The organism is Serratia sp. BW106 (assembly GCF_002607755.1).
Lineage (GTDB): Bacteria > Pseudomonadota > Gammaproteobacteria > Enterobacterales > Enterobacteriaceae > Serratia > Serratia proteamaculans.
In genome coordinates, this window is sequence record NZ_MCGS01000034.1 from 127475 (window position 1) to 142143 (window position 14669).

Annotated in this window: 17 protein-coding genes and 1 tRNA gene; 1 reads left to right on the forward strand and 17 read right to left on the reverse strand. The window is 56.3% G+C overall.

Annotation, left to right across the window (positions count from 1 at the left end; translation table 11 throughout):
- Positions 1 to 83: 83 nt before the first annotated feature.
- From BEI65_RS21040 to BEI65_RS21115, 16 genes are read right to left on the reverse strand one after another with little or no spacing between them, the layout of a single operon-like run.
- Positions 84 to 1313 (reverse strand): beta-ketoacyl-ACP synthase, encoded by a 1230-nt coding sequence (locus BEI65_RS21040; RefSeq protein ID WP_099064970.1) that lies wholly within the window; start codon positions 1311 to 1313, stop codon positions 84 to 86.
- The gene (locus BEI65_RS21045; protein WP_099064971.1) at positions 1310 to 2041 is read right to left on the reverse strand and encodes a 3-ketoacyl-ACP reductase FabG2; all 732 of its coding nucleotides are present in this window, start codon (positions 2039 to 2041) and stop codon (positions 1310 to 1312) included. The genes BEI65_RS21040 and BEI65_RS21045 overlap by 4 nt, the downstream gene beginning before the upstream one ends.
- The gene (locus tag BEI65_RS21050; RefSeq protein ID WP_099064972.1) at positions 2038 to 2511 is read right to left on the reverse strand and encodes a hotdog family protein; all 474 of its coding nucleotides are present in this window, start codon (positions 2509 to 2511) and stop codon (positions 2038 to 2040) included. The genes BEI65_RS21045 and BEI65_RS21050 overlap by 4 nt, the downstream gene beginning before the upstream one ends.
- A complete protein-coding gene (locus tag BEI65_RS21055; RefSeq protein ID WP_099064973.1) occupies positions 2511 to 3677 on the reverse strand; it encodes a beta-ketoacyl-[acyl-carrier-protein] synthase family protein in 1167 nt (388 codons plus the stop codon). The genes BEI65_RS21050 and BEI65_RS21055 overlap by 1 nt, the downstream gene beginning before the upstream one ends.
- Positions 3677 to 4249, reverse strand: coding sequence for a DUF3261 domain-containing protein (locus tag BEI65_RS21060; protein WP_099064974.1), 573 nt, complete (start codon positions 4247 to 4249; stop codon positions 3677 to 3679). Before BEI65_RS21060 ends, BEI65_RS21055 begins: the two co-directional genes overlap by 1 nt.
- Complete coding sequence (locus BEI65_RS21065) at positions 4249 to 6555, reverse strand: MMPL family transporter (RefSeq protein WP_099064975.1); 2307 nt, start codon at positions 6553 to 6555, stop codon at positions 4249 to 4251. The genes BEI65_RS21060 and BEI65_RS21065 overlap by 1 nt, the downstream gene beginning before the upstream one ends.
- Entirely contained in the window at positions 6545 to 7150 is a 606-nt protein-coding gene (locus tag BEI65_RS21070; RefSeq protein ID WP_099064976.1) for an outer membrane lipoprotein carrier protein LolA, read from the reverse strand. Before BEI65_RS21070 ends, BEI65_RS21065 begins: the two co-directional genes overlap by 11 nt.
- Complete coding sequence (locus BEI65_RS21075) at positions 7147 to 7575, reverse strand: thioesterase family protein (RefSeq protein WP_099064977.1); 429 nt, start codon at positions 7573 to 7575, stop codon at positions 7147 to 7149. Before BEI65_RS21075 ends, BEI65_RS21070 begins: the two co-directional genes overlap by 4 nt.
- Positions 7572 to 9290 carry a glycosyltransferase gene (locus tag BEI65_RS21080; protein ID WP_099064978.1) on the reverse strand — a complete coding sequence of 573 codons (1719 nt, stop codon included), beginning with the start codon at positions 9288 to 9290 and terminating at the stop codon, positions 7572 to 7574. Before BEI65_RS21080 ends, BEI65_RS21075 begins: the two co-directional genes overlap by 4 nt.
- On the reverse strand, positions 9281 to 9625 hold the full coding sequence (locus BEI65_RS21085) for a 3-hydroxyacyl-ACP dehydratase FabZ family protein (RefSeq protein WP_099064979.1): 345 nt from the start codon (positions 9623 to 9625) through the stop codon (positions 9281 to 9283). Before BEI65_RS21085 ends, BEI65_RS21080 begins: the two co-directional genes overlap by 10 nt.
- Positions 9622 to 10995, reverse strand: a complete 1374-nt coding sequence (locus BEI65_RS21090; RefSeq protein ID WP_099064980.1) for an AMP-binding protein — start codon at positions 10993 to 10995, stop codon at positions 9622 to 9624. The genes BEI65_RS21085 and BEI65_RS21090 overlap by 4 nt, the downstream gene beginning before the upstream one ends.
- Positions 10962 to 11519: a hypothetical protein gene (locus BEI65_RS21095; RefSeq protein WP_198404493.1), complete on the reverse strand. Its 558-nt coding sequence runs from the start codon at positions 11517 to 11519 to the stop codon at positions 10962 to 10964. Before BEI65_RS21095 ends, BEI65_RS21090 begins: the two co-directional genes overlap by 34 nt.
- A gap of 42 nt (positions 11520 to 11561) precedes the next feature.
- On the reverse strand, positions 11562 to 11813 hold the full coding sequence (locus tag BEI65_RS21100; protein ID WP_012005336.1) for an acyl carrier protein: 252 nt from the start codon (positions 11811 to 11813) through the stop codon (positions 11562 to 11564).
- 9 nt (positions 11814 to 11822) lie between these two features.
- Entirely contained in the window at positions 11823 to 12083 is a 261-nt protein-coding gene (locus BEI65_RS21105) for a phosphopantetheine-binding protein (RefSeq protein WP_099064982.1), read from the reverse strand.
- Between the two features lie 4 nt (positions 12084 to 12087).
- Positions 12088 to 12906 (reverse strand): 1-acyl-sn-glycerol-3-phosphate acyltransferase, encoded by an 819-nt coding sequence (locus tag BEI65_RS21110; protein WP_099064983.1) that lies wholly within the window; start codon positions 12904 to 12906, stop codon positions 12088 to 12090.
- Complete coding sequence (locus BEI65_RS21115; RefSeq protein ID WP_099064984.1) at positions 12906 to 13622, reverse strand: beta-ketoacyl synthase chain length factor; 717 nt, start codon at positions 13620 to 13622, stop codon at positions 12906 to 12908. The genes BEI65_RS21110 and BEI65_RS21115 overlap by 1 nt, the downstream gene beginning before the upstream one ends.
- Before the next feature lie 286 nt (positions 13623 to 13908).
- On the opposite strand from BEI65_RS21115, the gene BEI65_RS21120 reads away from it, so the two are divergent.
- The gene (locus tag BEI65_RS21120) at positions 13909 to 14298 is read left to right on the forward strand and encodes a hypothetical protein (protein ID WP_099064985.1); all 390 of its coding nucleotides are present in this window, start codon (positions 13909 to 13911) and stop codon (positions 14296 to 14298) included.
- Positions 14299 to 14487: 189 nt separating this feature from the next.
- Here BEI65_RS21120 and BEI65_RS21125 read toward each other — a convergent pair.
- A tRNA-Asp gene (locus tag BEI65_RS21125) sits at positions 14488 to 14564 on the reverse strand.
- Positions 14565 to 14669 lie beyond the last annotated feature (105 nt).

Genomic DNA, 14669 nt, shown 5'->3' on the forward strand with positions numbered 1-14669 from the left:
GTTGATCAAAAACGCCCTATTGTGCATAAGACTTTTGATTAAAATACAACAATTGCCGGGGTAAGCACCCCGGCAAGGCAAGATTACGCCCAGCGGCGCAGGATCAGCGAGGTATTGATACCGCCAAACGCAAAGTTGTTCGACTGCACAAACTCGGTATCAATCTGGCGATAGCCGCCCATGATGTAATCCAGATCGCCGCAGGCGCTGTCCGGTTCGCTGAGGTTGATGGTCGGCGCAAAGCTGCCTTCACGCATCATCTCCAGCGCCATCCAGGCTTCCAATGCACCGCAAGCACCCAGCGTATGACCAAAGTAGCTTTTCAACGAGGAGATCGGCGTGCTATTGCCAAAAATCGCCGCCGTTGCCTGACTTTCTGCGATATCACCACGATCGGTCGCCGTGCCGTGAGCGCTAATATAACCAATATCACCGATCGCCAGCCCGGAGGCCTTCAGTGCCTGCTGCATACAGATCTGCATGGTTTCCTGCTGCGGCTGGGTAATATGCGCGGCATCGCAGTTGGTGGCAAAGCCGACAATCTCGCCGTAAATGGTAGCACCGCGCGCCAGCGCATGATCCAGTGACTCCAAAATCAGCGTCCCCGCCCCTTCACCAATCACCAACCCGTCACGTTGACGGTCAAACGGGCGTGGCGAAAGCGCCGGGTGCTCGTTCTGCTGGCTGGTGGCGAACAGCGTGTCGAACACCGCCGCCTCCGAAGGACACAGCTCTTCGGCTCCCCCCGCCACCATCACCGTCTGATACCCATGGCGAATGCTCTCGTAGGCGTAGCCAATGGCCTGACTGCCTGAGGTGCAGGCGCTGGAGGTCGGGATCACCCGGCCGCGCAGGCCAAAGAACAGGCCGGTATTCACCGCCGCGGTGTGGGGCATCATCTGCACATAGGTGGTACCGGTAATGTTGCCGGTGTGCTTCTCGGTCAGCATGGTGGCGAACTCGCTGACCGGCTTGGTGCTGCCGGTCGATGAGCCGTAAGCGATACCGGTCTCACCGTTGGTCAGTACCGCCTCACCCAGCAGCCCAGCCTGCTCAAGTGCCAGTTCGGTTGCCCGGGTGGCCAACAGTGAAACCCGGCCCATCGAACGAATACGCTTGCGGGTATAGTGCTCCGGCAATACAAAATCCTCGATCGGTGCACCAAGGTGGGTATTCAGCCCCTGATATTCTTCCCATTGCGTCATGTAACGCACCGCATTCTTGCCCTGCTTCAGCCGGCTGGAGACATCCGCCCAGTTATTGCCGAACGCCGTCACACCGGCCATGCCGGTTACTACCACTCGTTGCGTCATACCATTCCTCCGTTAATGGAAATGACCTGCCGCGTCACATAGCCGGCAATATCCGACATCAGATAGCTGGCCAGCCCGGCCACCTCTTCCGCCGAGCCCATGCGTTTAAGCGGGATAACGCGCATCGCTTCATCCAGCGCCGCCGGCTCCATGTCGATCATGCCGGTATCAATCAGGCCAGGCGCGATGCAGTTAACGGTGATTTTGCGCTTTGCCAGTTCGATCGCCAGCGCCTTGCAGGCACCGATCACCCCGGCCTTGGCCGCACTGTAGTTGACCTGCCCACGGTTACCCATCACGCCGGAAACCGACGACAGCGCGATAATCCGCCCGCCCTTACGCAAGCCAATCATCGGCATCACGCAGGGGTGCAGTACGTTGTAGAAGCTGTCGAGATTGGTATGGATCACGCCATCCCAGTCGTCCTCACTCAGCGCAGGGAAAGCACCATCGCGGGTAATGCCCGCATTGTTCACCACGCCATAATAGGCGCCGTGGGTTTCAATATCCTGTTCCAGCCCCTCACGGCACTGGCTGCGGTTGCTGATATCAAACTGAAGCAACCGCCCTTGCCCACCGGCGTTGGTAATTTGCTGCAGTGTCTGTTCTGCCCCGGTCTTATCGCTGTGGTAGTGAACTACCATCAAAAAGCCATCGGCAGCCAGGCGGCAGGCGATGGCCTGACCGATCCCTTTACTGGCGCCGGTGACTAAAACGGAACGCATCATGCGTCTCCCCTTAAGGTCGTCAATTGAATGATTTCTTGTTGATCAGGCTGGTAAGTATTCAGCCTGCCCTGTGCGATGCGCACATTATCGATACTGATTTCACACTCAAAACTGGCTAACTTTTCGTCTTTTAACAGTTGCTGCACGCTAACCAACAGTTTACTGCCGGCAGGAAAGATCGGTAACTCGCAGTGAATCGCACGTCCGCCCAGCAACATGCCCAATTGCGGCGGCTGGGCGCTCTGACGGCCATGCCAGCCACTCCAGACGCCAATCGCCTGTGCCATCAGCTCAATGCCATACCAGCCCGGCAGTGCGCCTTGCGCGTCAAGAAATGGCGCCAGCACGCCGTCGGCACTGACCGTAACGGCACAGCGGGCATGCTCTTCACCTACTTCAAGCACCTGTTCCAATAGCACCATTGGTGATGCATGAGGCAAATAGTATTCGGCAGTGTGATAGTGATTCATCAAGCTTCTCCCAACAGCAGACAAGCATTGTTACCGCCGAAGGCAAATGAATTGGACAAAATCGCACGCTGGCGCAGCGGTTGTGGTTGGTAAACCAAGCCTATCGGTGCCAATTCGGCATCACGCGGCACGCGACTGAAATCTTGCTGCGGCAGCGGCAACGGCTGAGTCAGCAACAGCCAGCTCAACGCCGCCTCGACCGCACCGGCAGCACCCAACGTGTGGCCGGTAAGATGCTTGGTAGAACTGCACGGCGTCTGGCTACCGAACAGGCGATTGACCACCTGCGCTTCAACCTGATCGTTAAGCCGTGTAGCGGTACCGTGCAGATTAATATAACCAATTTGCCCGGCGTTCAGACCGGCCTGCCGTAGTGCCATGCTGATGGCCCGTTCGGCTCCTTCACCGGCAGGATGCGGTGCCGACATATGCCAGGCATCGGAAGATTCACCGACGCCCAACAGTGCGACCGGTGCCGGTTCCCGCGTTAACAACATCAACGCTGCCGCCTCACCGATATTAATGCCACTACGCCCAGTGGCGAACGGCGTACAGCGTTCCGCTGACAGTGACTCCAGGCTGTGGAAACCGTTAATCGGCATTTGGCACAAGCTGTCGGCACCGCCAACAATCGCCGCGTCCACCAGCCCGGCCTCAATCAGGCGTTTACCGCTGATAATGGCACGCGCACTGGAGGAACAGGCAGTAGACAGGGTATAAGCCGGGCCACGGGTAGCAAGAAACGCGCTGAGAAACAGGCCCGGATCGCCCAACTCCTGCTGCTGATAATCATAACCCTGCGGCCACTGCCCCGCCTGATACTGTTGCAGCGCCAGCTCACCTTCGTGGATACCGGAGGTACTGGTGCCCATAATCACCGCAACACGATCCGCGCCGTAGCGGGCGATAGCCTCGCGCACTGGCGTGTCGATCTGCGCCAATGCTGCCAGCAGCAGGCGGTTGTTGCGAGAGTTATGCTTTTTGAGTGGCTCAGGAATGGCAGGCAGTTCGCCCTGTACATTTCCGAACCAGGATGGCGCGCCCCCGAGCAGCCACTGCGTCTGCTGCTGCATGCCGGGCGACACGCCACGCGCCAGATTTTCCGCTATCTGCGGCAAACTGTTACCCAACGCATTCACCATCCCTACGGCGGAGAAGTAGATCATTATTCGCTCCCCAGGTTCTGAATGGTGATGCGGTAATGGAAAGCGGATTGGGTGATAGACTGCGGTTCACGCCGCCCGTCCCCCTGCTGATAACGGATTTCACTGATGATCGTCCCACGATCGTCATACAGACGCCGCACCTGCGGTTGATCTTCCAGCCGCCACCCGGCAGGCAGCAAAGGTTGCCAGTCCGCCAACGGCCAATAGCTCAGCATTATGTCGGCCAACACCTGGCTGGCGGGCGGCAATTCGCCCACTTTAATCAACTGTTCGGTATGGATCCCCTGACGATCGTAGGTCAGGTTGAACAGCCGGATACCGAGCGGCGACATGCCAACCAATTGCAAGCGCTGGCCGTCGGCATTGAGCAATACCAGCATCGAATGCTGCTGCCCTTTCACTTCGGCGGTCAGCAGTTGCTGCTGGCTGAACGGCTGCGCCAGCGTCGGTGCGGGTAATGTCACCCGTGTACCGGGTTTCAGCCACGCCTGCGGCAGGGTTGGATCCTGCGAACCGGCACAACCGGCCAGCACCGCGACCAGCGTTAACAGCATCATTCGTAAGCCACGCATCAGGCTTTTCCTCTTTTTCTTTTTGTTGCTAACGTCAGCGGCGCTAACAGAAAGGCGACGGCGATGCCGCTGCTCAATACAATGCCAAAACTGCTGATGGCCTGAGTATGGCTCAGCACCAGCATGCCAAAGGTCAATTGGGTGGTGAATACCGCCATAAAGATGGCGAACATCGAGGTGGTCGGCGTCCCCCGGGGATTGGTAAAGAACAGCGTATAATTGATGCCGATCCCCAATACCAGCACCAACGCCAGCAGCGAGAACAGGTTCAGCGTATGGCCGCTCAACGCCAATACCGCAATACCGCTGCCCAGCGACAACAGCGTCGGCACCATGCAACGCAAGCCATGACGCAGGCCAAAACGCCACAGATAAATCAGCGCGATCGCCGCCACTGACAGCATCAGCAGATAGGAAAGATACAGCCGGTACTGGCCAAAGAGTTCACTGAATTCGGTTTTACGGTCGATCCAACCGGTGCCCGGCACCTGTTCAGCCAATGCCTGCATCGCCGCGCTGTTCTGCACCCCGTTGACCGGTACCAGCGCTGCACTGCGCCCATCGGGCAGCGTCAGCCACAGCAGTCGCCAACCCTCGCTGACCACGCTGCTCAGCCACTGATCCGGTTTCACCCATTCAGCGGTCAAGTCAGGGGCTTTCAGGGTCAGGTCCGCCTGCTGTAATTGCGTCATCACCTGCGGCGCTACCCGCTGCAACAGAGCGACGTTCTGCTGCTGGCGCTGGAGTGAAGGCAGAGGTAACAGACGATAATCCGCCAGCACGCCCTGCCGTTTTGCCTGCGCCAGCTTGGGCTGCAGCAACTCGATGCGTTGCAACAACTGTTCGGCATTTTCGCCGTAGACCACCAGCCATTTCTGATCGTTATGCTGACCCGTCAATGCCGCAATGCGTTGTTCCTGTTGCTGTAACGCCGTGGGTAACGCCTGCAATTGGCCAATATCGTCGTCGACCTTCAACTGGCTGAAACCGGCCACCACCAGCAACAATACCGCTGCGGGCAACCCATAGCGCAGTAAGGGACGATGTCGCCAGGCATGCAGCCAGCGCAGGATAAGCGGCAAACCCGGAGCCGGCCGCACCGGCAGCCGACGCGACAACCGGGGATACCAGCAAATCACGGTAAGACAGGCGGCGCTGAGCCCGGCAGCGGCAAACACCGCCAACTGCTGCAAACCCGGGAACGGCGCAATCAACAGCGCCAGATAAGCCACCACCGTAGTCAGCAAAGCCATCGACAGCGCCGGCAACAGCTTTTGTAAACTGGCCAACGGTGTCGATTGCTCACCATGCACCATACGTTCGGTCAGGAAATAGAGCGTGTAATCGGCCGAAATGCCGACGATGCTGATGCTCAACACCAGCGTCATCAAATGTATTTCGCCAAAGACCAACAGCGTGGCGACGGTGCCCGCCAAGGCGCCTATCCCCACCGATAGCCCGCACAGCAACAGCGGCAACGGTGAACGGAACATCAACAGCACCAATACAAACACCCCCACCACCGACGCCAGGCCAATAGTGGAAATATCCCGTTCGGCCTGTTGGCTGGCGTAATTGCTGTAATACAGCGTACCGCGGTTCAGCACCTCTGCGCCCGGCCAGCGCTGCTGCAGTTGTTGCTGCAATGCCGTAAGTTTATCCACCGTGCGCCGGGCACTGCTGATGTCATAAGAAGAGGCACTTAATTCAGCGTGCAGCAGATACCAACTGCGACCCTGTGCATCACGCGCCACCAGCCAGCCATTGGACAGGCTCAGCAAGCCACCGTTTTGTTGCTGTGCCAGCTGCGAGGCTCGCACCAGCATCAGCGGATCGTTAGCCAGCTCCTTGCCGCTAACCCCGGCGAAAGCAGAATAGAGTTGCCCAAGGATCCACTGGCTTTGCGCATCCGCCCCCTGCAACAAGCGTTGCCGGGTGGCATCGTCCAGCAGCACATTACGGTGCTGGTAGAAAAAACGCCCCCACTGCTGCTGACGTTGCGCATCCATTGGCCCGCCAACCTGCTGCAGTTCCGGCATCTGGCGTAATTGTTGCCACCACCAGTTCACCGCAGCGCTATCTGCTCCCGGCGGCGGGCTGACCAGCCACATCAGTTGGCGGTCGAGCCGGCGGCTGAAACCTTCGGCCAGCTCATCCGGCACGCCCACCAGTTGCTGCTTCGGTAATAACGCCAATACGCTGCTGTTGATCTGGCTGCGCGGCAACAGCCAGCACAAAGCCGCCAGCAACAGCAGGCAAATCGCCAGCCAGCCAAACGCCAACCGCCGGTGCAATTCAGGACGCAAAACGCTGTTGCTCCTCGGCGGTCAGCGTCTGTGGTGCCGTACGCTGGTTAAAGAAGCGGATATGGGTGGCATCACTTTGCATATCATCGATATCAATGGTTTCCAGGAATTGCGCACCGTTGAGGGTAATTCGCTTGAACAACTTGTCGAGAGGAGTGGTTTTGGGTGTCAGCACCAGTCGCCATTGGTTTTTTCCCAAATCGCTGAACTGCAAAGCAAAGTTTTGATCCAGCGCCTGGCTGTCGGCGTGAAACAGCGCGGTCAGCAGGTGGTTGAACTGAAACATTTGCGGATTGTTGTCCGCCGTTACCACCTGCGGCGGCTGGCCTGCCAGGGTTTGTACCATGCGCTTATCATCCAGCAGCAGGGTCAGCGGGAAGGGTTTCTGTTGCGCCCACCAAAGCCCTTTTTGCTGGGAAATCAGCAGCTCACCGCTGGATTTCAAAGGTTTCGTCATGCCGCTGATGCTGCGCTGCTGTTCAAACTCGGCGCGCAACACCGGCTGCTGGCTAAAGCGCTGTTGCAATTCCGGCAATGTGACCGCCTGGACGCTCAGGCTGAAAAAGGTGATAAGAACCCATAACCCGTACTTCATTGCGCCCCCTCAATGTTGTCCAGCAGCACCTGCGGTGAGGCAAAACACATTTCTTTGCTGTCAGCGTCTACCGCTACCTGAATGGTATGACCGCGGGTGGTGGTTTTGCCGCTCTCTGCATCCAGAATGCGGTAGCCAATGCGCAGGCGGTTTTCATATTCTTCCAGCTCGGCGCAAACGATAATGCGCTGTTCAAACAGCACCGGCGCGATGTATTTCACTCGCGTATCCACGATCGGCCAGACATAGCCCGAAGCCTGCATCTGCCGATAACCGTAACTGAACTGTTTGAGCAGCGCTTCACGCGCGATCTCAAAATAACGGAAGTAGTTGCCGTGCCACACGACGCCCATGGCATCGGTATCATGGAAAGGAATAGCGATTTCAATACTGACGGAGAATCGCGGATCGTCTTTTAGCTTCATGTCTCAGGCCCCTGTTGCGCTGACGGCTGCGCCGCCAGTTGCCAAAAATCGAAAAAATTAAACCAGTCGAGCGGTGCCAGCAGGCAATAGTGCTCCAGCCGTGCGGCATAACTATCCACCGCGTCTTGCAACGCCTGCTGGCGCTGCTGACGGGGTAATAACAGCGGATCGGCAAACGGCTCGAAATAAACGTTCAGGCGCCCCTGCTGCTTGAGACCGAACATCAGAAATACCGGGCAACGCAGTGCGGCAGCCAGGACAAAGGGTCCCTGCGGGAAAGGGGCTGGTTGGCCGAGAAAACGGCTCCATACTACGCGGGGTTGCTCACCTCGCTGATGTTTACCGGCAGAGGTGCGATCGCCGACGATCGCCACCCATTCACCGGCATCCAGCTTGTCCTGCAGCCGCATGGCCGTTTCCGGCCCCAGCGACGTCACTGAGATCAAATTCAGATTGGCGCGCGGATTCACTTCTTTCATCATCTGGTTGAAGCGCTCGGCGTGCTCGGTAAACACCAGGGCATTCACTTTTACGCCGGAATCCAGCTCGCCCAGGGCACGGCAGGACTCGATATCCCCCAGGTGTGAAGCCAGGATCAGCGTACCTTTGCCGGAAGCTATCTGGCGTTCACAGCCAGCGCGATCCACCAACCGAATATCATTCAGTTCCCCGCGCCAGCTCGCCAGCTTGTCGAGCATCGCCTCGCCAAAACGCATAAAGTGATGGAAGCTGCTGAGCGACGCAGGCAACGGCTGCTGCCGACTCTGGGCGAACTGCCGCAGACGCTGCAGGTAAGCGCGCGATGCCTCGCGCTGGCGACGCCCGGTCAGCCAGAAATAACCGATCACCGGATACAGCAATAATTGAAATACCCGGCGGCCAAACAGCCGGTAGATCTGCAGCATCAGCCGGATGCCCCACAGGCCACGACGCTCCTGGGTCGCCGACCAATGTTGTGAATTAGCCGACCGTTGGCGTTGTCGCAGCAGGCGAGGAATACGCGGCAACATGCCAAAGAACAAACGGGTATGCATCCAGGAGATACGCAGATTATCGCGCAGCGCGTCAAAATGAGAAACGCCGTCGGCCGGATAGGTGACCCGCGTCGGTAAAAAACGACTGGGGACTCCCTGCCAATACAGCCGGACCATCACTTCGGTATCGAAATCCATGCGCTTGCCGAGCGGATGGCGAGTGGTTAGCGCCAGCGTCGGTCCCACCGGATAAACGCGAAAACCACACATGCTGTCTTTCAACGACAGCGACAGGGTTTCTATCCATACCCAGACATGGGTGACATAGCGGCCATACAGGCGAGCTTTTGGCACCGAGCTGTCGTAAATGGGTCGGCCGGAAATCAGACAATCCGGATGAGCGCGCGCCTCGTCGATCATGGCCGGGATATCACTCAGTTGATGCTGGCCGTCGGCATCCACCTGTAAAGCATGGCTGTAACCCTGCCGTTGTGCCAACTGCAGACCGGCGATCACCGCCGCCCCTTTCCCCTGGTTTTTCTCCAGTCGCAGCAACCTGACCCAGGGTAGCTCCGCGGCCAGGCGCTGGAGTTCCCCGGCGGTATAGGTATCGCTGCCATCGTCCACGATCAGGCATGGCAGGCCATAGCTGGCTAACGAGCTCAGCACCGCGGCCATCATCTGCCCGTGATTGAAACAAGGGATAACGAGACAGGGGGTGAAGGGGGCGCTCACTGACATAATGAGATCTTACCGCTGCTGGCGATCGTTTCACCCACGCGGTAGCTGAATAACAGTTTATGCCGCGCCGGCTGCCATTCAAGCTGTAACAGTACGGTTTGCTCCGGCAACAGGGGTTGTTGAAATTTGATCACTTCGATCCCTTTGAACCCGGCCTCGATAGCCAGCAATTGCCGGGCATATTGCATCACCCAGTTCAACTGCGTGACCCCCGGCAGGATCGGATGTTCCGGGAAATGGCCGCGAAACCAAAACAGCCCGGCAGATAAACGCAGCTGCAGGCTGGCATGGGTAGCGTCACTCACCTGCTGTTGCAGCACCTCAGGTTGCATCATAAAAACAGCTCCTGTAGTTCAGCATAGGCGCGCTTGCCCTGCGGATTCAGCGGAATGGCATCGATAATACGCCAGCGACGCGGCAGGGCCACCGGCTCCAGCCAGCCCCGCAGCGCCTGATGCAGTTCGCGGGTTAACCCCCCTTCGGACAAGCTTTGTCGGCGGGTTTCGCCATAGGGTGACAACACGAGCACCGCTACCAATACCGTGCGTCCTGTTTGCTGCTGCGTTAACACCGCGGCATCGGCGATCTCCGGTAGCGAAGTCAGCCGACGCTCAATTTCGCTTAGCGACAGTCGTTTCTCTTCCAGTTTGATAATACGGTCGGCGCGGCCGTTTAATTGAAATTGTCGGCCGTCCGGTGCGAGCTGAATAATATCGCTCAACACCAGTTCGCCGCTATCAGGGATCAGTGGCGACACGACCTTGACACTGCTGTCTGCATTAACCGTTAGCGTCACGCCATCAAATAGCTGCCACAGTGCGGCCTCTCGAACTTGCTTGCGCCAGGCCAGCGAGCCGGTTTCCGTCGTGCCGTATATTTCCAACGGCAATCCGCCCAGCATCTGCTGCGACAGTTTGGCTTCGGCGCCAGATAGCGGGCCACCGGCGGAAAATACCTTAACGCATTCGGTCAGCGCCAGGCGGTTATCCAAACGCTTAAGCCACGCCGGGCTGCTGACAAAAACCAGACGCCGGCCCTGGTGTCTGGCAATCAACTGTTCATGATACTGCGTTAACTGCGCATCAAACGGCAGGCCAAAAGCCAGTGGCAGGAACAGGCGAAAACTCAGGCCATACATATGCTGGTGAGACACCGACGCGATAACGCAGCAACCTTGCAAGGGCTCGTGCCAGGTTTCAGCCAGCAGTTCGCTTTCATGGTCCATACAGGCAACTGATTTATTCACCGCCTGCGGCTGGCCGGTAGAGCCGGAAGTGTAAAGAATAAAACGAGGATCCTGAGGCCAGGCGGGCAGTACGCTACCCGCATTGGCCCCCTCGGATACCGACAACACCGGCACGCCGGGATCGAGAGGTATATCGGTCAGCAACGCATCGTAATCTGCCCGCTGCTCTTTGAGGATGGCTTCGCGCTGGTGGCCAAAAATCACCGGCACCCTGGCGGCATACAAGGATGCCAACAACGCAACGGCAAAGCGATAGCTATCATCAAAACACAGCGCCCAACGACGCTCTTGCCTGCCTGCCAGCTTTGTAGCCAATGCGGCAACGTCACGGCGAAACTGACCGAGATAGAACACCTGAGCGCCACGCCAGGCAATAAGCAGCCCATCATCACGCTCCGGGCTGAGCCATTGGCTCATCGGCAAACTCAGGCGCGCCTGATCCTTTTCCTGACTGTCCATTCAATACCCATTAATGCCCCCATCAGCAGATAGCTGATGCCGCCGTTATACAGCGTCCAGAGTGCAATATCACCGGACAGGCAGGTTGCCAGCGCTATCGCGCCGTTAACAATAAAGAACCCACACCAAACCTGAGTCACCCGGCGAGTGTAAGCCACGCCAGCGGCATCCAGCTGCGGCTCGGTTATACGCGCCAACCGCTCAACCACCGTGGGTGGCACAAACAGCGAGTATGCAAACAGCAACAGCAGTAATGCGTTAACCAATACCGGGTAATACAGCAACCAGTGGCTCTGCTTCAGCGCCCAACTGGCCAGCGCCAGCAAGATACCGACAATAGCCAGGGCTTTGCCTAACCACATTTGCTGACGAAGTTTACCGCGCAGCACCAGCAAGCGTAAGGTAAACACCGTCACCAACAGCGGCGCCAGGACAGTGGTTCCCCAGCGAGTCAAGCCAACCCAGACCGCCAGTGGATAAAGCAGCAGCACCAGCCAGGTCACGACCTGCAACAGCCGCAACATCGGATTCAGCCAGGGGGCAGTGTTCACTTTTATACTGCGGCCTTAACTATCTGACTTAAGCAGCTCATCGATGGCATCAACCACGTCTTGCACGGTGCGCACCGACTTGAACATTTCCGGTTTGATCTTCTTACCGGTTGTTTTCTGCAGGTGCACGACCAGATCCACCGCATCAATGCTGTCCAGCTCAAGCTCTTCGTATAAGCGGGACTCCGGCTTAATGTCATCCGCGTCCAGCTCGAACAGCTTGACCAACAGCGCCTGAATTTGCAGGTAAATTTCTTGCTTATCCATGAAAACCCCTTATTTGCTACGCTGTGCAGAAACAAACTTTGTCAGCGTTTCCACGGAATAAAAATGTTGGCGCATATCCTGGCTTTCAGCCGACAGCACCACGCCATAGCGGTTCTTTAATGCCAGACCCAGTTCCAATGCATCAATGGAATCCAGGCCCAGTCCATCACCAAACAGCGGTGCCTCAGCGTCAATCTCCTCCGGTGTCATACCTTCAAGATTGAGCGTATCAATGATCAATTGCTTGATTTCGGTGCTCAATAAATTCATTCCACTATTTCTCATTATTTATAGGTTCTGACTGTAAGGCGTCAGTTAAATGCTGGGTTAATCTTCTTGCCGCAAGGGCGGGAGAAACGTCATTTGCATGAATAAATGCGCGGGCGTCGATCTTATCCTGAACGGTGATATGGAACTGCGGCTTTATCGCCGGGATATTATACCATTTGCCCTGCTTCGTCAGCATGGGGGGCTGGCAATGAATATGCACCACGCGGATGTCACACTGCCCTCGTAGCGCAATATTGGCGGCCCCCCGCTGCAATGTCAGCGCCTTGCCCGGCGTAGTACGAGTGCCCTCCGGGAAGATCAGGATAGTCCCTCCGCTGGCCAGGCGTTGTCGGCACTGCTCCAATAGGATATCCGACTGCGCATTGGCCAAGTACCCCGCCGCTTTGATCACCCCGCTGACAAACACATTACTCAGCAAGGCCTCTTTGACGATACAGTCACAGCGCGGCATCCGAGATGCCAGCAACACATAGTCCAGCAGGCTGGGATGATTGGCGATCACCAGGCAACCGCGATCCTCACTAAAGCGTTCTACATTGTCGAAATGGTAATCCAGAACGCCAAAAAAGCGCGTCGTGGCCAGGAAGAAACGGAAACTGTGACGGATTGAGTTCTGCGTCAATCGACTGCGGCTATCTGGATCACGGACCACCAGACGCATCAGGTTAAACCAGACGCCAGACAGTAACAGGCCACCCAAACCAAACAGTGAAAAGCAAAAGCCCGTCGCCACCACCCGCCAACAGCGATTAAACCAGGAGGATTTTTCGGGAGCACTTTCCGCAGGGATCGTCGTAGCCATCAGCGTTTCCACGACCAGTCGTGCCGTAGGCCCGGTACCGTGAATTCATCATCAGCACTCAACCAACCCCGTAAAAACGCCAACCCCTGTGGCTCATGGCGGTTAGCCTGTTCGGTAGTTGTTGCCTGGCAATGCAGACTGTCACCGCTTTCGAGCAACAGGGCGACAGCATAGGGAACCGAATTTTCCGGCGCGAAAGGGCGATAAACCTCCGGCACAATACCGTCGAAATCAATTAACAATACCCGCCCAGCACTGCCCGTGGCCAAGAGCGCCTGGGCCTCAATCATCCCCTGCTGAAAGCTGTCTGCCCCGGCAGCCAATGAAGTGGTCGGCAAAGTATTCTTCGCCGTAATAGTCAACCAGCCTGCCGCCGTGTTGTGCACCGACATGGCAAAATCCGTTGGCGATAAGGGTTGTTCCTGATGCAGATGCTGAAGAATTTTGTGCGTCCGCTCCAGTTCGCCATGACGACTGGTAAAGATCGCCATATCCGCCTGGTGGTCATTCAACAAGATCAGTCCGCTTTCTACCGCCAAACGGGTTCCGATACTCATCCGACGCAGCGACATCATGGGGATATGAGAACAGCCGGGTAATACGCCCTGATATTCAGCGGCAAGAGAGTAATCTGTAGCCCATTGGCGCCATGCATCACGCGTTCCACGATCGGGAGCCATCGCCCACCAACTGAGTATATTCATGTCGCCCGCCATTAAAGGGTATTACCGGTCAGAAAAATTCCGTGGGTAAATTTATTATATCTAACCTCAGAATGCATTCCCAAAATTCCTATTTTTACACGGAATATTCGATTAAACGATTAGGTTTACTTATCGACATAACCTGATGAGACTTGAGAGAAAAAGGAATTATCGTAATGAAAACCAGCAATATTTGTCGAAAATGCTTCATCGGAGTATCTTAATCGGGGAGAGTCATACACTACACCCGGTGTGTGGCTAATACATTTCTTATTCACCATCACTCATGGAAAAGAGTATGAAACCATTAAAATTCATTTTAACTGGCGTATTCGCTGCGGTTTTGGTCAGTGGTTGCGCAGGCACAGCCCCGGTAAGAAACGTCAGTCAACAGGTTACTGGTAGCCACAGTGACGCACAGGTGCGTCAGGCCATTCTCTCTGCAGGCTTGAACCGTGGCTGGATTATGAACCCGAGCGCTGACGGCGTGATCGATGGCAAAATTTTGCTGCGTGGTCACAGTGCCGACATCCGCATCACTTACAATACGAATAGTTATCAAATTAACTATATTGGCAGCGGTAATATGGATGCCAAAGACGGAAAGATTCACCCAAACTATAATCGCTGGGTGGCCAATCTGGATAAGGATATTCAGTTGGAACTCGCCCGTCAGAATATTAAATAACGACGAGAATGTAGATTACCCGGTGGGGATCCTACTGCCGGGTATATTATTCTTTATATTGGCATTCAATTCAGATAATTATTTATCAAAATAGATTTTCACCGCATAAATCACGCTGCAATAGACTATTTCTCTGAATTTTTCATATGAAAAAGCCCTGAGTCAGAGACTCAGGGCTTATCAAATTAGTGGCGGAACGGACGGGGCTCGAACCCGCGACCCCCTGCGTGACAGGCAGGTATTCTAACCAACTGAACTACCGCTCCACCGGTTCTTTCACGTTACATCTTTCGATGTGGCAAAACCGCTCATGGCGATCCTGCTCATTACCGGGTGTCAAACCGATAACGTTTATTTGATGCCTGGCAGTG